Source organism: Streptomyces sp. AC512_CC834, assembly GCF_019049325.1.
GTDB lineage: Bacteria > Actinomycetota > Actinomycetes > Streptomycetales > Streptomycetaceae > Streptomyces.
Window position 1 is genome coordinate 305322 of the sequence record NZ_JAGMUO010000065.1, and the last position, 17656, is coordinate 322977.

At 71.9% G+C, this 17656-nt stretch carries 16 protein-coding genes; 9 read left to right on the forward strand and 7 right to left on the reverse strand.

The window, feature by feature from the left end; all coding sequences use genetic code 11:
- Positions 1-26: 26 nt before the first annotated feature.
- On the reverse strand, positions 27-875 hold the full coding sequence (locus KUM40_RS23535) for a helix-turn-helix transcriptional regulator (protein ID WP_217168080.1): 849 nt from the start codon (positions 873-875) through the stop codon (positions 27-29).
- Positions 876-1008: 133 nt separating this feature from the next.
- Between KUM40_RS23535 and KUM40_RS23540 the strand changes: the two genes are divergently transcribed.
- Positions 1009-1743: an SDR family oxidoreductase gene (locus KUM40_RS23540; protein ID WP_217168081.1), complete on the forward strand. Its 735-nt coding sequence runs from the start codon at positions 1009-1011 to the stop codon at positions 1741-1743.
- A 3-nt stretch (positions 1744-1746) separates the two neighbouring features.
- Here the strand turns inward: KUM40_RS23540 and KUM40_RS23545 are convergent, their stop codons facing one another.
- Both KUM40_RS23545 and KUM40_RS23550 read right to left on the reverse strand, forming a co-directional pair.
- Positions 1747-3234 carry a carboxylesterase/lipase family protein gene (locus KUM40_RS23545; RefSeq protein WP_217168082.1) on the reverse strand — a complete coding sequence of 496 codons (1488 nt, stop codon included), beginning with the start codon at positions 3232-3234 and terminating at the stop codon, positions 1747-1749.
- 42 nt (positions 3235-3276) lie between these two features.
- Positions 3277-4191 carry an MBL fold metallo-hydrolase gene (locus KUM40_RS23550; RefSeq protein ID WP_217168083.1) on the reverse strand — a complete coding sequence of 305 codons (915 nt, stop codon included), beginning with the start codon at positions 4189-4191 and terminating at the stop codon, positions 3277-3279.
- Between the two features lie 151 nt (positions 4192-4342).
- Between KUM40_RS23550 and KUM40_RS23555 the strand changes: the two genes are divergently transcribed.
- The gene (locus KUM40_RS23555; RefSeq protein ID WP_217168084.1) at positions 4343-7126 is read left to right on the forward strand and encodes an AAA family ATPase; all 2784 of its coding nucleotides are present in this window, start codon (positions 4343-4345) and stop codon (positions 7124-7126) included.
- A gap of 42 nt (positions 7127-7168) precedes the next feature.
- Here the strand turns inward: KUM40_RS23555 and KUM40_RS23560 are convergent, their stop codons facing one another.
- Complete coding sequence (locus tag KUM40_RS23560) at positions 7169-7606, reverse strand: Lrp/AsnC family transcriptional regulator (protein WP_217168577.1); 438 nt, start codon at positions 7604-7606, stop codon at positions 7169-7171.
- Between the two features lie 85 nt (positions 7607-7691).
- On the opposite strand from KUM40_RS23560, the gene KUM40_RS23565 reads away from it, so the two are divergent.
- The 3 genes from KUM40_RS23565 (at position 7692) to KUM40_RS23575 (ending at position 10382) form a co-directional block, all read left to right on the forward strand.
- On the forward strand, positions 7692-8600 hold the full coding sequence (locus KUM40_RS23565) for an SMP-30/gluconolactonase/LRE family protein (protein WP_217168085.1): 909 nt from the start codon (positions 7692-7694) through the stop codon (positions 8598-8600).
- Between the two features lie 96 nt (positions 8601-8696).
- Positions 8697-9512 (forward strand): SAM-dependent methyltransferase, encoded by an 816-nt coding sequence (locus KUM40_RS23570; protein ID WP_217168086.1) that lies wholly within the window; start codon positions 8697-8699, stop codon positions 9510-9512.
- 36 nt (positions 9513-9548) lie between these two features.
- Positions 9549-10382 carry an alpha/beta fold hydrolase gene (locus KUM40_RS23575; protein ID WP_217168087.1) on the forward strand — a complete coding sequence of 278 codons (834 nt, stop codon included), beginning with the start codon at positions 9549-9551 and terminating at the stop codon, positions 10380-10382.
- 73 nt (positions 10383-10455) lie between these two features.
- On the opposite strand, the gene KUM40_RS23580 is transcribed toward KUM40_RS23575, so the two are convergent.
- The gene (locus KUM40_RS23580; RefSeq protein WP_003978336.1) at positions 10456-10659 is read right to left on the reverse strand and encodes a cold-shock protein; all 204 of its coding nucleotides are present in this window, start codon (positions 10657-10659) and stop codon (positions 10456-10458) included.
- A gap of 331 nt (positions 10660-10990) precedes the next feature.
- On the opposite strand from KUM40_RS23580, the gene KUM40_RS23585 reads away from it, so the two are divergent.
- Positions 10991-11755, forward strand: a complete 765-nt coding sequence (locus tag KUM40_RS23585; protein WP_217168088.1) for a hypothetical protein — start codon at positions 10991-10993, stop codon at positions 11753-11755.
- Positions 11756-11818: 63 nt separating this feature from the next.
- Here the strand turns inward: KUM40_RS23585 and KUM40_RS23590 are convergent, their stop codons facing one another.
- Together KUM40_RS23590 and KUM40_RS23595 are read right to left on the reverse strand one after the other, a co-directional pair.
- Positions 11819-13243, reverse strand: a complete 1425-nt coding sequence (locus tag KUM40_RS23590) for a Gfo/Idh/MocA family protein (RefSeq protein WP_217168089.1) — start codon at positions 13241-13243, stop codon at positions 11819-11821.
- A 136-nt stretch (positions 13244-13379) separates the two neighbouring features.
- Positions 13380-14228: a GntR family transcriptional regulator gene (locus tag KUM40_RS23595; RefSeq protein ID WP_217168090.1), complete on the reverse strand. Its 849-nt coding sequence runs from the start codon at positions 14226-14228 to the stop codon at positions 13380-13382.
- 225 nt (positions 14229-14453) lie between these two features.
- Between KUM40_RS23595 and KUM40_RS23600 the strand changes: the two genes are divergently transcribed.
- The 3 genes from KUM40_RS23600 to KUM40_RS23610 are packed head-to-tail and all read left to right on the forward strand — an operon-like array spanning position 14454 to position 17614.
- Positions 14454-15722, forward strand: coding sequence for an extracellular solute-binding protein (locus KUM40_RS23600; RefSeq protein WP_217168091.1), 1269 nt, complete (start codon positions 14454-14456; stop codon positions 15720-15722).
- A gap of 39 nt (positions 15723-15761) precedes the next feature.
- Positions 15762-16742 carry a carbohydrate ABC transporter permease gene (locus KUM40_RS23605; RefSeq protein ID WP_217168092.1) on the forward strand — a complete coding sequence of 327 codons (981 nt, stop codon included), beginning with the start codon at positions 15762-15764 and terminating at the stop codon, positions 16740-16742.
- Positions 16739-17614: a carbohydrate ABC transporter permease gene (locus KUM40_RS23610; RefSeq protein ID WP_374227412.1), complete on the forward strand. Its 876-nt coding sequence runs from the start codon at positions 16739-16741 to the stop codon at positions 17612-17614. Before KUM40_RS23605 ends, KUM40_RS23610 begins: the two co-directional genes overlap by 4 nt.
- Positions 17615-17656 lie beyond the last annotated feature (42 nt).

The following is a 17656-nucleotide window of genomic DNA, read 5'->3' on the forward strand; positions in this document are numbered from 1 at the left end:
CCCCGCGCGGACCGCGGTGGCCGGGATCACCACTGATCAAGCTCGGGACGGCGTCCGGTGGCGTGAAGGGAGCCGAGGAGGCCGAGGGCGTGGGCGCTCGGGCTGCCCGGCTCGGCGTGGTAGATGACAAGCTGCTGGCCGGGTGCGTCACGTACGTCGAAGGCCTGGTAGGTGAGGGCGAGGGGGCCGACCTCCGGGTGGCGCAGGTTCTTGGCGTCCTGCGTCTTGCCGCGCACGCCGTGGGCGTTCCACAGGCGGGTGAAGTCCGGGCTCCGCTCGGTGAGACCGGCGACCAGGCGGCGCAGCGGTGGGCTGTCCGGGTCGAAGCCGGCGGCCTGACGCAGGTTGGCCACGGTGGCCTGGGCCACCTGCTCCCAGTCGGTGTAGAAGTGCCGGCCCGCGGGGTCGAGGAAGGTCATGCGGGCCAGGTTGTCCGCCGGGTCGAAGGGGGTGAAGAGGGCCTCGGCCAGGGCGTTGACGGCGAGCAGGTCCAGAGTGCGGCTCAGGACGAACGCCGGGGTGTGCGGGTAGCCGTCCAGCAACTGGCGCAGTGCAGGGCTGACCGACGCGGCCGTGTGGACGGAGAGTTCCTCCTCGCCCGGTGTGCTCCGGGCCAGGCGGAACAGGTGCGCCCGGGCGTCGGTGTCCAGGCGCAGCGCACGGGCGAGGGCGTCGAGTACCTGGGGTGAGGGGTTGCGTTCGCGGCCCTGTTCCAGGCGGGTGTAGTAGTCGGCGTTCACTCCGCCGAGGACGGCCACCTCCTCGCGGCGCAGTCCGGCGACCCTGCGGGTCCCGTGGCTCACCATGCCGACGTCCCCCGGCCGCAGGCCGGCCCGGCGGGCGCGCAGGAACTCCCCCAGGTGGTTCTCGTCCATGACGTACAGGCTAGGCGGCGGCCCGGTGCGCTGCCCGGGTGTGTCGCACCCAGGCAGGACTCGTCCTGGTCCCGCGTCGCCGACCTGCACAGACTCGGTGGGACAGCCGCGGAACCACCGAAAGGACATCGTCATGACACACACCGCCAAGGTCGTTCTGATCACGGGGGCGAGCAGCGGGATCGGTGCGGCGGCGGCCCGCCGACTGGCCGCCGACGGACACCGGGTGTTCCTGGGAGCGCGCCGCACCGACCGGCTGGAGGAGTTGGCCGGCCGGATCGCCTCCGAGGGCGGCACCGCGGACTTCCGGCGGCTGGACGTCACCGACGCCGACGACGTGCGGGCGTTCGTGGCGGCGGCGACGGAGCGCTGGGGGCGGGTGGACGTGATGGTCAACAACGCCGGCGTGATGCCGCTCTCGCCGCTCGCGGCACTGAAGGTGGACGAGTGGGAGCGGATGATCGACGTGAACGTCCGAGGCGTGCTGCACGGTGTCGCCGCCGCCCTGCCGGTCATGCGTCGGCAGGGCGGCGGGCACTTCGTGAACATCGCGTCGGTCGGCGCGTACGAGGTGGTGCCCACGGCCGCGGTGTACTGCGCGACCAAGTTCGCCGTACGGGCCCTCTCCGAGGGTCTGCGCCAGGAGTCGGCCGGGGACATCCGGGTCAGTGTGGTTTCCCCCGGGGTCACCGAGTCCGAGCTGGCGGACTCCATCTCCGACCCGCGTGCGCGCGAGGACATGAAGACCTACCGTTCGGTGGCCGTCCCGGCGTCCGCGATCGCGGACGCGATCGCCTTCGCCGTCTCGCGGCCCGCCGGGGTGGACGTGAACGAGATCGTGGTGCGCCCGGCCGCCAGTGCGCAGTAGGCGTCAGCTCCAGGCCCGGCGTTCCTGCCCGTGGGGGTCGTCGATCTGCGTCCACTCCGTGTCGATGCGCATCGTGGCCCGGCGCCCGGTGTCGTACGGGTCCCAGCCGGGGTCGCCGGTCCTCGCGAACCGGATCCAGGCCGCGTGGGTGCGGGTGGCGAGGTCCGCGGGGGGTTCGCCGGGGCCGAGGAGACCGGCGGGTCCGTACAGCTCGGGCAGGCGGGTCCGGTCGAAGACGAAGGGCAGCTCCATCGTGTGGGTGGCGCCGAGCTGTCCGTCCAGGCCCTGGGAGCGCCACGCGAACTCGTAGGCGTGGGTGGCGGACGCGGAGTGTGCCGCGTGTGCGTCGGCCAGGGCCCTGCTGCCGACGCCGAACAGGGCGTCGCCCATGACGGCGGAGCGCAGTTCGCCGAAGGACGCGTCGGGGCGGGCCTTGCGGTACGTCTCGACCAGCCGCGCCGGATCCGGGTGCGACTGGGCCGCCGCCGCGTCGACGTCTTCGGCGCGTGAGGTGGCGTACCGGCCGGCGGGAGCCAGGTAGAGGTTTCCCTCTTCGGTGGTGGTCCCGACGAGCAGGTCGACGTCCGCGCCGAGGCCGGCGGCGACGGATGCGGCGGGCTGGGTGTCGAGGACCAGGCTGAAGGGGCTGAGGCCGATCAGCGGGTCACGGTGCGTCCTGGTCCGCAGGTCGATGCCCGCGAGGCCGGCGGCGGCCTCGACCAGGCGTTCGTCGGGGATCTCGGCGAAGGCGCCGGCCTGGGGTGCGACGCCCAGGGCTTCGGCCGCCGCGCCGGTGACGCGGGCGGCCTGCTCGGTGGTGAACGCGCCCAGGCCGCTGCCGCTCTGGACGATCGCCCGGCGAAAGAGGCCGGCGGCCCCCGGGGTGGCGAGGACACCGCCGACGACGGTCGCGCCGGCCGACTGGCCGAAGAGGGTGACACGGTGCGGGTCGCCGCCGAAGGCCGCGATGTTCTCCCGCACCCAGCGCAGCGCGGCGACGACGTCCAGCAGGCCGCGGTTGGCGGGCGCTCCGGGCAGGTCGAGGAACCCGGCGATGCCCAGCCGGTAGTTCAGGGTGACGAGGACGACGCCGTCCCGGGCGAAGGCGGAGCCGTCGTACATCGGGGACCGTGTCGATCCGGCGACGGATCCCCCGCCGTGGACGAAGACCATGACGGGCAGCCCGCCGCTCCCGGCCTCGGGCGTCCAGACGTTGACGGTGAGGTAATCGTCGCCGCGTGACCAGCCGGGGCCGAAGTAGGGGGACATGTCGACACTGCCCAGCCGTCGCTCGGACTGCGGCGCGCTCGGACCGGGCCGGGTGGCGTCCCGTACACCGTCCCAGGGAGCGTGCGGCCGGGGCGGTGCGAACCGGCCGGCACCGAGCGGAGGTGCCGCGTAGGGGATGTCGAGGAAGGCGGCGGTGCCGTCCTGGCGGATGCCTCGTACGGCGCCCCTGGCCGTGGTCACGACGGGGTGGTGGTGATTCACTTCTGCTGCCTTTCCGGCGCTCTCAGCGCAGCTCAGCACTGCTCAGCGCTGCTCGGTGTACGGGGTGAAGGGCGCCCAGCCCTTGATGGCGAACTTGTCCGCGTCGCGCGTGACCTCGGCGGCTCCGTGGCCGCCCAGGTGGGCGGGGAAGACGAGGGCGTTGTGGTCGGCGGCCCAGCCCAGGAGCCTGCGGCGGGTGGCACGGGCCGCCGCGGGGTCCTCGCAGAAGCAACTGTTGTGGTCCGGTGCCAGGATCTGCACCGGGCTGTGCAGCAGGTCGCCGACGAACACCGCGCGGTCCGGTCCGCGGTCGAGGGTCAGCACGCTGGAACCGGGGGTGTGGCCGGGAGCCGCGTCCAGGCGCAGATTGGCGTCGATGCGGTGGCTGCCCTCCCACAGGAGGGTCCGTCCGGCCCGGTGGACGGGGGCCACGCTGTCCTCGAAGACGTTCTGGTTGCCGCGGCCGAGCAGCGGTGTGTGACCGTTCTCCGGATTCCAGAAGTCGAAGTCGTCCTTCGGCATCAGATAGGTGGCGTTGGGAAAGGTGGGAATCCAGTTCCGCCCGTCCAGGCGGGTGTTCCAGCCGACGTGGTCGACGTGGAGATGCGTGTTGATGACGAGGTCCACGTCCTCCGGTTCGACACCGGCCCGGGAGAGGTTGGCCAGGAAGCCGGTGTCGAGGTGGCTCCAGACCGGCGAGTACGGGCGTTCCTTGTGGTTGCCCACGCCCGTGTCGACCAGGATGTTCCTGCCCTCGCTGCGCAGCAGCCACGTCTGGATCGCCGAGTTCACGGTGGTGGCCCCGGAATCCAGGAAGTGCGGGGCGAGCCACGGGGAGCTCTTGTCCCACACCTCTTTCGGGACGTCCGGGAAGAACGTCTCCGGTGCTATGTCAACGGGCCCGAAGTATTCCCTCACCCGTGTGACGGTGACGTTTCCGAGCTCAATCCGGTCCATGACGCTCCTTGCCGCTGCTTGACGAATCGGTCAGTGCCGAGGCCTTCTCGAAACCTAGGAGCGGCCCCGGCGTGCGCGGTATCCGTCACGTGACTGCACCCGGGCGCCCGCGCCCACCGGGGCACCCGCCCGCCGCTTGTAGCCTGGGTCCGTGGACGAGCGGGAGCCGATCGTGGGCCGGGACGCGGAACTGGCGCGTCTGCTGCGTACCGCGGCCGGTCCGGTCCCTTCGGCGGACCCGGCGGCGGGCGACCGGGTTCTGCTGGTCGCCGGTGAGGTGGGCACCGGCAAGAGCACGCTGCTGGACTCCGCGGCGCGCCGGGCCGGGACGGGCGGCGCACGGGTGCTGCGGGCCACCGGCAGCGAGTCGGAGTCGGGCCTCGCGTTCTCCGCGCTGCATCTGCTGCTGCGGCCGGTGCGCGGCGAGGTGGACGGGCTGCCGACGCGACAGCGCACGGCGCTGCGGGACGCCCTCGGGGCGGGGCGGCAAGCGGCGTCACCCGATCTGATGCTCCTCGGTGTCGCCGTACTCGACCTGCTTTCCGCCCTGGGCGACCGGGCACCCGTGCTGGTGGTGCTGGACGACGCGCACTGGCTCGACCGCGCCTCCTTGAACGTGCTGTCGTTCGTCGCCCGACGGCTGGCCGACGAGCCGGTGACGATGCTGGTCGGGACCCGTTCCGGGGAGCGCCTGCCGGGGTTCGGCCGGCAGGTGCCGACCCTCGCCCTCGGACCGCTCGACGACGCGTCGGCCCACCGCCTGCTGGATCTGCAACCACACAGCCCCACCGGTCGGACCAGGGCCCGGATCCTCGAACAGGCGGCAGGCAATCCGCTGGCCCTGGCCGAACTGGCGAGGTCCGCGCGGGACATGGCCGGCATGGCCGGGATGGCCGCGCGGGTGCCGCCCGTGGGGCCGCTGCCGCTCACCGATCGCCTCGAGCGTGTCTTCGCCGCCCGCCTCGCGGACCTCCCCTCCCTCACCGTCCGGGCGCTTGTGCTCCTGGCCGCCATGGACACCGTCGACTCCGCGCTCGCCGTCCCGGCCGGGCCGCCGGATGCCGGGGACGAGGTGTGGCTGCCCGCCGAGCGGGCGGGGCTGGTGCGGCGGGCGGGTCACGGCGTCCGGTTCCGCCACCCGTTGGTGCGGTCCGCCGTGTATCACTCCGCGCCCTTCGACACCCGCCGCGCCGCACATCTCACCCTCGCCGGGATGCTGGGCGACGAGCCGGACCGGCGGGCCTGGCACCTTGCCGCCGCCGTCACGCACGGGGATCCGGCCGTGTCGGCGGAGCTCGAGCGGACCGCCGAGCGGGCCCGCCGCCGGGGCGGCCACGCGGCCGCGGCCAAGGCGCTGCAACGCGCCGCGGAACTCGCCCCGGGACGTGCGGACGGTGCCCGGCTGCTGGTGGCGGCCGCCCGGGCGGCCGTGCTCACCGGAGACATCGCCTGGGTCGACGAACTGGCCGCCGCGGTCCGGGCGCGCACGGACGACGCCGCGCTGCTGGCCGACGCCGCCGTGCAGGCGGGGCGGCTGGCCGTCCTGACCGTGCGCCATTCGGTGGTCTTCTCCCGGCTGACCGACGCCGCCGGGCGGCTGTCCGGCTCGCGGCCCGCCGCCGCACTTGACCTGCTGGCCGGTGCCGCCGTGGTCCGCTTCTACTCGGGCCGGGAGTCCCAGCGGGACCGTGTCCGGGACCTGTTGCGGCGCCTGCCCGAGGACCCGTCGCACGCCTGGCTGCGCACCTGGGTGAGCGCGGTGTCCGACCCCTTCGACGGCAGGGCCTCTCTCGTGACCCGACTCGCCCGGTCGGCCGCCGAGTCCGAGGGCCGGCCGGAACGGCTCACCGCGCTCGCCGTCATGGCCTGGCTCCTGGACGAGACTCCGCTGGCGGTCGGTGCCTTCGACGAGGCGTTCGACCGCTGGGAGTCGCGGGGACCGCTGCCCGAGGGCATGGGCGGCGCGGCGGCCTGGGCCTATCTGGAACAGGGGCGGTGGGAGGAGGCCCGCGAGGTCTGCGCCCGCACCGCCGCGACCGGTTCGACGCTCGGCCTCGACCACGCCGTGGCCTGCGCCGCCGCGGTGGACGCCACGCTGCTCGCCCTCCAGGGCGACACGGCGGCGGCCCGGGCCCGGGCCGCGGACGCGCTCGACCTGATCGATCCGCTGGAGAGCCGCTCCGTCTCCGTCTACGCCCGTCGTGCGCTCGGCACCGCAGCGGCCGTCGAAGGCTCCTACGAGGCCGCCTACGACCACCTCCGCCCGGTCTTCACGGCGGACGGCTCACCCGTGCACTACCACGCCTCCTACCCGGCTCTCGCGGAGCTGGCCGCCGCCGCTGTGCGCGCGGGCCGGCGCGAGGAGGCCGCCGTGATCGTGGACCGGTGCTCGCGCGAGCTCGGCCAGAACGCCTCGCCCCGCCTGCGCGCGCTGATCGACCGGGCCCGCGGTCTGCTGGCGGACCCGGCGGACGCCGAGCCGCACTTCAGGGCGGCCCTGGCGGACCCGGCCCTGGAGCACTGGCCCTTCGAGCGCGCCCAGACCCTGCTGGACCTCGCCGAGTGGCTGCGGCGCCGGCGGAGGATCGCGGAGGCGCGCGGGCCGCTCGCCGAGGCCCTGGAGACCTTCCGGCGGCTGGGCGCGCGCCCGTGGATCGAACGGACCCGGGCCGAATCGCGGGCCGCCGGACTCGACGTCACCGACGCGGCTCCCGACGCGCTCGCCGAGCTGTCCCCGCAACAGCGGCAGATCATCGGGCTCGCCGCCCGCGGACTGACCAACCGCGAGATCGGCGAAAGGCTCTTCCTCTCCCCGCGCACGGTCGGCTCTCACCTCTACCGGAGCTTTCCCAAGCTGGGCATCACCGCCCGCTCCCAGCTCCGCGACCTGGTCGAGGGCGGCCTCGCGACGGCCGCGGGGCCGCAGGGGCGGTGATCGTCCCGACGGGCGGGCCCGGAGCGGGCGCGGACAGGTCTGCTAGCCGGCGTCCAACGGCCGTTCGAAGAACGTTTCCAGGACCACGGTCGCCTGGGTCCCGCTCACCCCGTCGATCGCGTAGAGACGGCGCAGCACGTCCTGGAGCCGCTCGGTGGTGGCCGTGCGTACCTTCACCAGGACCGCCGCGCTGCCCGCAATGACGTGCGCCTCCTGGATCTCCGGCACGGCGGCGAAGTCCTCGGCCCGGTCGCCCATCCACGTCGTGGAGTCCACCAGCACGAAGGCGAGGACTCCGCGGTCGAGCGCCTCGGGGTCGACGTCGACCGTGGTGGCCCTGATGACGCCCTGTTCGCGCAGTTTGCGGACGCGTTCGTGCGCGGCGCCCGCCGACAGGCCGACCTCCTTGCCCAGTGCGGCGTACGGCCGGGTCGCGTCCCGCTGGAGCAGCGCGATCAACCGACGGTCGATGTCATCCATTGACTTCACCCATTGATCGTACCTGATTCAGTGATGTGCGTGCTACGTTGAATGACATTCTGTGCACTCCTGCTGAGAGGACACCATGTCCACCGACAGCCCGTACGAGATCCTGGACGACCGCTTCCGCACCGGACGCTGTGCGAACGGTGACAGCAGGCTGGAGGTCCTGTACGACGACTGCCGCTGGGCCGAGGGCCCGCTGTACGTCCCCGCCTGGCGTCAGCTCATCTGGAGCGACATCCCCAACGACCGCATCCTGCGCTGGGACGAGGCCACCGGCACGGTCGGTGTCTTCCGCACTCCGGCCGGCCACAGCAACGGGAACACCCTCGACCGCCGGGGCCGCCTGGTCACCTGCGAACAGGGCAACCGGCGCGTCACCCGCACCGAACCCGACGGGACCGTGACCGTCCTCGCCGAGCGCTACGACGGCAAGCGGCTCAACAGCCCGAACGACTCCGTCGTGCGCTCCGACGGCACCATCTGGTTCTCCGACCCGGACTTCGGCATCACCAGCGACTACGAGGGCCATCGCGCCGAGTCCGAGACCGGCGCGTGCAACGTGTACCGGATCGACCCGGCGTCCGGGGACGTGCGGCTCGCCGCCGACGGCTTCGAGGGGCCCAACGGCGTGATTCTGTCCCCCGACGAGCGGCGGCTGTTCGTCTCCGACTCCCGGGCCGCCCGGATCCACGCCTTCGACGTCCAGGAGGACGGCACGCTGTCCGACCGAAAGATCTTCGCCGAGGCCCGGGAGGACGTGCACTTCGACAACATCCGCTTCGACGACGAGGGCCGCCTGTGGGCCGCCGCCCTGGACGACGGCGTCCACTGCTACGACCCCGACGGCACCCTCATCGGCCGGCTTCGCGTGCCCGAGCCCGTCTCCAACATCGCCTTCGGCGGCCCGAAGAACAACCGCCTGTTCATCACCGCCACCACGTCCCTGTACTCGCTGGTGATGTCGGTGACGGGCGCACCGCGCCTCTAGGACCCGCCCGTCGGCGAACCCGTGTACAGGAAGGGGCCGTTGCGACGTAGGTTGTGGGGAAGCACCCACGCCTCGGCTGAAAGACGGACCGTATCCATGAGCGACCCTGCGACGCCCCCCGGCCACGCGGCCCACCAGAAGATCGACACCTCGGTGCCGCACTCGGCCCGGATCTGGAACTACTGGCTGGGCGGGAAGGACAACTACCCGGTCGACGAGGAGGCCGGAGACGCGTACACCGCCGTCTTCCCCGGCATCGTCACCATCGCCCGCAGCAGCCGCGCCTTCCTGCGCCGCAACATCACCCACCTGGTCGCCGAGGCGGGCATCCGGCAGTTCCTCGACATCGGGACCGGTCTGCCGACCGCCGACAACACCCATGAGGTCGCCCAGCGCATCGCGCCCGAGACCCGGATCGTCTACGTCGACAACGACCCGATGGTCCTCGCCCACGCCCGCGCGCTGCTCTACTCGGCCCCCGAGGGGGCGACCGCCTACATCGACGCCGACGTACTCGACCCCGACGCCGTCCTCGCGGCCGCCGCCGAGACGCTGGACTTCGACCGGCCCATCGCCCTGATCCTCAGCAACATCCTGGGCCACATCCCCGACTACGACCGGGCGCGTTCCGTGGTCACCCGCTTGCTGGCCGCCCTGCCGTCCGGCAGCTACCTGTCCGTCAACGACGGCTCGCGAGGCATCGACCCGGGTTTCGAGCGGGCCCAGGACGCCTACAACGAGAGCGGTGCGGCGCCGTACATCCTGCGCACCGTCGACCAGATCACGGCGTTCTTCGACGGCCTGGAGCTGTTGGAGCCCGGCGTCGTACCGGTGCCGCTGTGGCGTCCGGAGCCCGGTGCCCCCACCCCCGCCCCCATCGGTGAGCACGGCGGGCTCGCCCGCAAGCCGTGACGCGCTGAGCGGCGCCCGCAGGAGAGGAACCGTCCCATGTCCGCATGGCCGTTGCCCGAGTCGTTTCCCAGCAGCTCGGGCACCGTCCGCTGGAACCGGCTCGGCTCACCGGACGGGCGCCCGCTGGTCCTTCTGCACGGAACGCCGTTCTCGTCGTACGTGTGGCGTGCGGTGGCCCGCTCGCTGGCGCGCGAGCACCAGGTGTTCGTCTGGGACATGCCCGGTTACGGGCGGTCGCAGATGTACGCGGGGCAGGACGTGTCCCTGGCCGCCCAGGGCCGGGTCTTCACCGAGCTGCTGGACCACTGGGGCCTGGCGGAGCCCCTCGTGGTCGCCCACGACTTCGGCGGCGCCGTCGCCCTGCGGGCCCATCTGCTGCACGACGCGGCGTACCGGGCGCTCGCCCTGGTCGATCCGGTCGCGCTGGCACCCTGGGGGTCGCCGTTCTTCCGGCTGGTCCGCGAGCACGCCGAGGTCTTCGAACAGCTTCCGGCGGCGCTCCATCAGGCCCTGGTGCGCGAGTACGTGGCGTCCACCGGCGGCCCCGGGCCGCACCCGGCGGTCCTGGAGCGGCTGGTCGGGCCCTGGCTCGGCGAGTCCGGGCAGCCGGCCTTCTACCGGCAGATCGCCCAGGCCGACCAGCGGTACACGGACGAGATCCAGGACCGCTACGCCGGGATCAGTGTTCCGACGCTGATCTGCTGGGGCGAGGAGGACGCCTGGATTCCCGTGGCGAGGGGACGCGAACTCGCCGATCGTGTCCCGGGCGCACGGTGGGAGCCGATCGCCCACGCGGGTCACCTCGTCCAGGAGGACGCGCCCGCCGAGCTGACGGCCGCACTGCTGGCCTTCCTCGGCCGCGTCCCCTGACGGCATGCCACAGGGCAGGGTGCCCGGGAACGCTCGTTTCCCGGGCACCCTGCCCTGTTCAACGGTCTCCCGATCAGGCGGGGGTGATGTTCTCCGCCTGCGGGCCCTTCTGACCCTGGGTGATGTCGAAGGTCACGGCCTGGCCTTCCTGCAGCTCGCGGTAGCCCTGGGCGTTGATGTTGGAGTAGTGCGCGAAGACGTCGGGGCCGCCGCCGTCCTGCGCGATGAAGCCGAAGCCCTTTTCAGAGTTGAACCACTTGACAGTTCCGCTGGCCATGCCTTTTGCCTTTCAGCCGTTATCGGATCCGCACCGCGCGAACCCGGAGGTGGTCGTCCTGGTCCTCCGGCATTGCACAGCAAACCGCCCGCACTCCTGGGCGGGCGGTCTGGGCGAACCACGACATCTGCTGCTGACGCTACACGGCATGTCCGAGCCTCACCAGTGAGTAAGGGGTGTGAGCGGGAACGATGTTGTCGACCGGCGCCCTCGGTCGCAGCCGTGCGGGGTCGCTTCTGCGCCATACGGGGGAGACCGCGAGGCGGCCGCACAACCCGGTTCCGTTAGTGGTCTAGCTATGAGTAGTCCACACACGGAGTCGGAGATCGATATGACCGTCAGGAAAGCGCTGGCCCTGGTGATCGGCGCTGTCATGTGCACCGGCGTGCTGGGAACCGGCTGCGCCCGGGAGCACACGGGCGCCTCCTCGCAGGACGCACACGCCCCCGGCAGTTCCGCGGCACAGCCCGCGTCCCCGCGCGCCGCTCCCCCGCGCACCTTCCCCCGCCCGCTGCCCGGGGTCGGGCCGGTCATGCGGGACCGCCTCCCGGCCGGTTCCCGGCAGGCCCTGGTGGTCACCGGCGAGACCGAGGACTCGTCGCAGGCGCGGGCGGTGCTCTACGAACGGATTCCCGCCGAGGGCTGGCGCGCGGTCGCCGGTCCCTGGCCCGCCCACAACGGCCTGCGCGGCTGGACCGCCGACCACGAGGCGGGCGACCTGCACACCCCGATCGGTGTCTTCGGCCTCAGCGACGCCGGAGGCCGGCTGCCCGATCCGGGCACGCTGCTCCCCTACGACCAGGATCCGCAGTTCGCCGTGTCGGGCACGGGGTATCTGGGCGAGCCGCTGGAGGGGTCGTTCGACTACGTGGTCGCCATCGACTACAACCGGGTGTCCGGCACCACCCCGCTGGACACGACCAGGCCCCTGGGTGAGGACAAGGGCGGCGGGGTCTGGATCCATGTGGACCACGAAGGGCCGACCAACGCCTGCGTGTCCCTGAGCGAGGAGCACATGCGCGCGTTGCTGACCGCCCTGGACCCGGACAAGGAGCCGGTCGTCGTCATGGGGCCGGAGCAGGTCCTGAACCAGTAGGCGAAGAGGGTCCCGCACGGCGTCATGTCGCCGCCCGCTCACCCGGTGGTGTGCGTGCCGTGCTCAGCCGACGGGCGGCATGTCGGTGGGCGTCGAGTCGAGGCCGGGCCTGCGCTCCCGCCAGGCGCCCCGGGTGAAGTCGGGGATCTCGACGGGGCGCCCGCCCCTGGCCAGCGAGGTGACGCTGAGGGGAACGGGCGAGCACCAGGCGGCCGAGTCGTAGATGTCGATGTCCGGCACCAGACCCGCCCGCATGAGCTGGACGGTGCGCCACTGCAGGACGTAGTCCATGCCGCCGTGGCCGCCGTTGTTCGCGGCGTCGTCGCCGACCTTCCGCCACAGCCAGTGGTCGTACTCCTTGCGGTAGCCCTCGAAGTCGCGCCAGGTGTGCCCACTGTGGTCCGGCTCGACGTAGATGCGGGCGCCGGTCGGTGCGGGCCCCGCGTAGTCCTCGACGATGCCGCGGCTGCCGGCGAGGGTGTTGATCCGGCTGTAGGGCCGGGGCGAACTGACGTCGCGCTCCGCGCGGACGGTCCTGCCCTTCGCCGTTTCGATCATGCAGGTGACCAGGTCACCGTTGATGTAGGTCTCCTTCCAGGACGGGTGGTCCCGCGGGACGAAACGGGCGCGGTAGTCGGCCAGCCCCTTCGGGGCGGTCGTGGTGGCGCTCAGGGTCGTCATGCGGTCGCCGCGGTTGATGTCCATGGCCGCCGCGATCGGGGCCAGCCCGTGCATCGGGTAGAAGGAGGCGGTGCTGCGGGTGTGCCACAGCCGTCGCCAGGAGTCGGTGTAGTAGGTGTCGGAGAAGAGGAGTTCACGCAGGTCGTGCAGGTAGCCGCCGTGGCCGTTGGTGATGTCTCCGAACAGGCCGTCGTGTGCCCCCTTCAGCATGGCCAGCTCGTTGCGGCCGTAGCTGCAGTTCTCGGACAGGAGCAGGTGCCTGCGGGTGCGCTCGGACGTGTCGACGAGGTCCCACAGCTCGCGCAGTTCCGTCGCGACGGGGAGTTCCACCACGGCGTGCCTGCCGCTGAGCAGCGCCGCCCGGCCGTGCTCGTGGTGGAACTCCCAGGGCGTGGCGACGTACACCAGGTCGATGTCGTCACGCCGCAGCATCCGGGCGTAGGAGTCGGCGGAGCCGCCGTACTCGGCCGGGCGCGGGTTGCCCTTGCGCTCCAGGCGGTCGGCGGCGCTCTTGGCGCGGTCGGCGCGGATGTCGCAGACGGCGGTCACGGTGCAGCCGGGTACGGCCGCCCAGCCGGTGATCATGCTGCCGCCCCGGTTGCCGAGGCCGATGACGGCGACGCGGACGGTCCGGTGGACGTCGAAGGGCACGCCGATCATCGACTTCTGGCCGGGCCTGCGGCGGGGCGTCTGCCCGGCCGCGGCCGACGCGGACGGCGCGGACGCGGTCGTCCCGGCCGCGAGGGCGCCGGTGGCGACGGCCGAACCCAGGAGCAGTCGGCGTGAGACAGCGGGCGTTTCGGACATGACGGCAACACTCCTCGTGGGGCGGTCGGCATCACGGTCGGTGCATGACTCTGCGGGCTCTGCCGTGACATGTCAATACGTGCTTGATACACAGCGGTTCCGAGCACTTCCACGCACCGAGAGGCCGAAGGTGCCGCTACATCCCGTCCCCCTGCACCACCCCGCGCGTCGAGAGCGTGACGGGGTCCTGGGTGGTGAAGTCCCCCGGCGGGATGCCCGGATGGTGGCCCTCGCCCGGAGGCGGCGCCTGGTCGCGCGGGCCCAGGGTGAGCCGGGAGACGATGCGGTAGCGGTCGCCGCGGTAGAGGGAGTGCACGTACTCGACGGGCCGGCCCCGGGTGTCGGTGGTCAGGCGCTCGAAGAGCAGCGCCGGGGACAGTTCCGGCACGTCGAGCAGGTCGGCCTCCGCGCGGGTGACCACGGTGGGCTCGATCGACTGCGCGGCCTCGCTGACCCGGACGTCGTGCCGCTCGCCCAGGTGCTCGTACAGGTCGCCCTGCTCCAGTTCCTCACTGGTCAGGTCCGAGACGAGGTCGGTCGGCACGTGCAGGTACTCGATGGCCATGGGCGAGCCGTCGACGAGCCGCAGGCGTGCCACGTAGTGGATCGGCGCCGCAGGCGACATGCGCAGTTTGCGGCCGACCCGGGCACCCGCGGGCAGGGTGCGGACCTCCAGGAGCCTGCTGGTCCAGGCGCCCGCGGCCTGCGGAAGGCTGAAGGCGCGCCGGTCGGAGACCAGTTCCTGGGTGATCTTCTCGGCGGCGACGAACATGCCCCGGCCGTGCTCGCGCACCAGCAGTCCGGCGACCACCAGTTCGTCGACCGCGGCACGCAGCGTGGGCCGGGACACTCCCAGTTCGGCGCACAGGGTGCGCTCCGAGGGGATCGCGTCCCCGGGGCGCCGTTCCTCGATGAGTTCCAGGACGGCGTCGCGGACGCGCTCCCGCTTGAGCACCGCACCGGAGGCGGCGGCGTCGATCTCCATGCAGTACTCCCGTAACTGGTCTGCTGGTCAGTCGAGCTTACCTGTCCACCTCGGCCGTGAACCAGCCACATCGATGATCACGCGACCGAAAACCCGTATATACGGGAGGGGTTGACGCCCCCATTGGTCCATGCCACCTTCGACCAACGCCAACTGGTAAGCCTGACGCCCCTTACTGGTCAAGTGTGGGCGCGTCGTCCCTTCCAGCTCTCCCCGAGGTGAACCGTGAAGTACCGCTCGCTCGCCCTGCTCTCCACCCTGGTGCTCAGCGCCGGACTCGCCGCCTGCTCGTCGTCCGGCGACACCTCGGACGGAGTCGGCGACGGCAGGACCGCCCTCGACGTGTGGCTCATGCGTGACAGCGTCTCGGCGGGCTTCCAGAAGGAGTTCGAGACGGGCTTCGAGAAGGCCCACCCCGACATCGACCTGAAGATCCAGATCCAGGAGTGGGAGGGCATCGGCGAGAAGGTCACCGCGGCCCTGGCAAGCAACGACGCCCCCGACGTCATCGAGGTCGGCAACACCCAGGTCGCCCAGTACGCCCAGAGCGGCGGCCTCACCGACTTCACGGACCGGGTGGACGAGCTGGGCGGCGACGACTGGCTGAAGGGGCTCGCGGAGCCCGGCTCGTACGACGGCAGGCAGTACGGCATCCCCTACTACGCCGCCAACCGGGTCGTGATCCACCGCACCGACCTGTTCGAGAAGGCCGGCGTGGACCCGGCCGGCATCAAGACCCGGGACCAGTGGATCGACGCCACCCGCAGGCTCGACAAGGGCGGGACCCAGGGCATCTATCTGCCGGGGCAGAACTGGTACGTCCTGTCCGGCTTCGTCTGGGACGAGGGCGGCGACCTGGCCACGAAGTCCGGCGGCGAGTGGAAGGGCGGCCTCGACAGCCCCGAGGCGCTGCGGGCGATGGACTTCTACCAGCGCCTCCAGGCCCTCGGCAAGGGCCCCAAGGACTCCGACGAGGCCCGGCCGCCGCAGGCCGAGGTGATGGCGAAGGGGCGGGTCGCCCAGATCATCGCCGTCCCCGGCGGCGCCAAGGTCATCGAGGAGAAGAACCCCGAACTCAAGGGAAAGCTCGGGTTCTTCCCGGTCCCCGGCAAGACGGCCGACCGTCCGGGTGCCGTCTTCACCGGCGGCTCCGACCTGGTCGTCCCGGTCGTCGCCGCACACCAGGAGGAGGCCTTCACGTTCATCCGCGAACTGACCGGTGACGCCTGGCAGAAGAAGCTCGCGGTCGCCATGAGCTACGTACCGAACAAGACCACCCTGGCGGGGGCCGTCTCCGCCGACCCGGGCACCGCGGCCATGGCGGCCGGCGCCGTGAACGGACACGCCACCCCCAACACGCCCCAGTGGGCGGCGGTCGAGGCGAAGAACCCGATCAAGGAGTACATGACGGCCGTACTCACCGGCGGGGACGCCGAGTCCGAGGCGGCGAAGGCGTCCCGGACCATCACCGACACGCTGGGCAGCGACTCCTGAGCGCGGCCCGCCCCGACACCACGAGGACCAGGAGGCGCCGTGTCGACCGTCCGTGAGCGGAGCGTCCCGCGCAAGACCGTCCCCCGCCCGCCGGCGGCCACCGGGCGCACCGGCGGGCGCGGCGGGGCGGGCCGGGGCACGCTCTGGCCGTACCTGCTGATCGCGCCCGCCGTGCTGGGCATGCTCTATCTGCTGCTGTATCCGCTGGCGCGCGCCGTGCTCATCTCCTTCCAGGACTTCCGGCTGCGTCAACTGATCCTGGGAGACGCCGACTTCGTCGGGCTGCGCAACTACCGGACGCTGCTGGGCGACCCGGAGTTCTGGGAGGTGGTGCGCCGCACCTTCGTGTTCATGGCCGTCGCCGTGGTCGCGATCATGGTGCTGTCCACCCTGGTGGCGCTGATGAGCGAGCGGCTGGGCAGGGTGGCCAGGACCGTGGTCCTCAGCTCGCTGGTGCTGGTCTGGGCGGTGCCGGTGGTCGCGGCCACCACCGTGTTCCAGTGGCTGTTCCACTCCGAGTTCGGCATCGTCAACGAGACCCTCACCGGCCTCGGTTTCGACTCGTACGAGAGCTATCCCTGGTTCGCGCACGGCGGTGCCGCCTTCGCCATCATCGTGGTCCTGGTCGTCTGGCAGTCCGTGCCGTTCGCCGCGATCACGCTCTACTCGGCGCTGGTGACGGTGCCGGCCGAGCTGTACGAGTCGGCCCGGATGGACGGCGCGGGGGCTGTGCGCGTCTTCCGGTCCGTCACGTTCCCGCTGATCCGGCCGATCTTCATGCTCGTCCTGTCCCTCGAAGTGATCTGGACGTTCAAGGCGTTCGTGCAGATCTGGGTGATGACCCGCGGCGGTCCGGGCGAGGCCACCACGATCCTGCCGGTGTACGCCGTGCAGACGGCGCTGGCCGGCCAGCGCTACGACCTGGGCTCCGCCGCCTCGATGCTCACGGTCCTGATGATGAGCGGCGTCCTCGTCCTCTACTTCCGCCAACTGTTCCGTCAGGAGGGTGAGCAGCCGTGACCACCTCGCACCACCCGCCGCACCCCTTGCCGCACCCCTTGCCGCGCCGCGCGCTGCGCCGCCTCCCGCTCAACGCCGCCGCCGCGCTCACCGTGGTGATCTGCCTGTTCCCCGTGTACTGGATGGTCACGACCGCCTTCAAGCCGTCCACGGACATCCAGTCCTACGATCCCCGGCTGGTGCCCCGTTCCTGGACGTTCGAGCACTTCCGGACGGCGGTCGGCGCCGACGGCTTCGCGCTGTTCTGGCGCAACAGCATCCTGGTCACGCTCAGCGCGGTCCTGCTCGCTCTGGTGGTCGCCCTGGGTGCCGCCTACGCCGTGGCCCGCATGCGGTGGCGCGGGCGCCGGCAGTTCATGCTGGCGGTGTTCATCGCGCAGATGGCGCCCTGGGAGTCGCTGATCATCCCGATCTACATCATCTCCCGCGACACCGGGATGCTCGACCGGCTGCCGACGCTCACCCTGATCTACTTCATGATCACGCTGCCGTTCACGGTGGTCGTGCTGCGCGGCTTCATCGCCGGGATTCCTCCCGAACTGGAGGAGGCGGCGCAGGTCGACGGCTGCACCCGGGCCGGTGCCTTCCGCAAGGTGGCGTTCCCGCTCCTTGCCCCCGGTCTCATGGCGACCTCGCTGTTCGGGTTCATCACCGCCTGGAACGAGTTCACCTACGCCAACTTCCTCATCATCAAGCAGCAGGACAGCCGCACGCTGCCGGTGTGGCTCTCCTCGTTCCAGTCGACCTTCGGCACCGACTGGGGCGCGACCATGGCGGCCTCCACGCTCTTCGCCCTCCCCGCGCTGATCATCTTCCTCGCCCTGCAGCGCCATGTGACGGCCGGACTGGCCTCGGGAGGCGTCAAGGGCTGACCGCACCCGCCGTCCCTCGTCCTTCTCCCCCACCGTCGTGCA

Bases quoted from the DNA above. Each gene is read 5' to 3' on its own strand.
- KUM40_RS23560 (WP_217168577.1), bottom strand. From the start codon at position 7,606: ATGGATGACATCGACCGTCGGTTGATCGCGCTGCTCCAGCGGGACGCG.
- KUM40_RS23565 (WP_217168085.1), top strand. From the start codon at position 7,692: ATGTCCACCGACAGCCCGTACGAGATCCTGGACGACCGCTTCCGCACC.
- KUM40_RS23595 (WP_217168090.1), bottom strand. From the start codon at position 14,228: ATGGAGATCGACGCCGCCGCCTCCGGTGCGGTGCTCAAGCGGGAGCGC.
- KUM40_RS23540 (WP_217168081.1), top strand. From the start codon at position 1,009: ATGACACACACCGCCAAGGTCGTTCTGATCACGGGGGCGAGCAGCGGG.
- KUM40_RS23585 (WP_217168088.1), top strand. From the start codon at position 10,991: ATGACCGTCAGGAAAGCGCTGGCCCTGGTGATCGGCGCTGTCATGTGC.
- KUM40_RS23570 (WP_217168086.1), top strand. From the start codon at position 8,697: ATGAGCGACCCTGCGACGCCCCCCGGCCACGCGGCCCACCAGAAGATC.
- KUM40_RS23550 (WP_217168083.1), bottom strand. From the start codon at position 4,191: ATGGACCGGATTGAGCTCGGAAACGTCACCGTCACACGGGTGAGGGAA.
- KUM40_RS23575 (WP_217168087.1), top strand. From the start codon at position 9,549: ATGTCCGCATGGCCGTTGCCCGAGTCGTTTCCCAGCAGCTCGGGCACC.
- KUM40_RS23535 (WP_217168080.1), bottom strand. From the start codon at position 875: ATGGACGAGAACCACCTGGGGGAGTTCCTGCGCGCCCGCCGGGCCGGC.
- KUM40_RS23590 (WP_217168089.1), bottom strand. From the start codon at position 13,243: ATGTCCGAAACGCCCGCTGTCTCACGCCGACTGCTCCTGGGTTCGGCC.
- KUM40_RS23580 (WP_003978336.1), bottom strand. From the start codon at position 10,659: ATGGCCAGCGGAACTGTCAAGTGGTTCAACTCTGAAAAGGGCTTCGGC.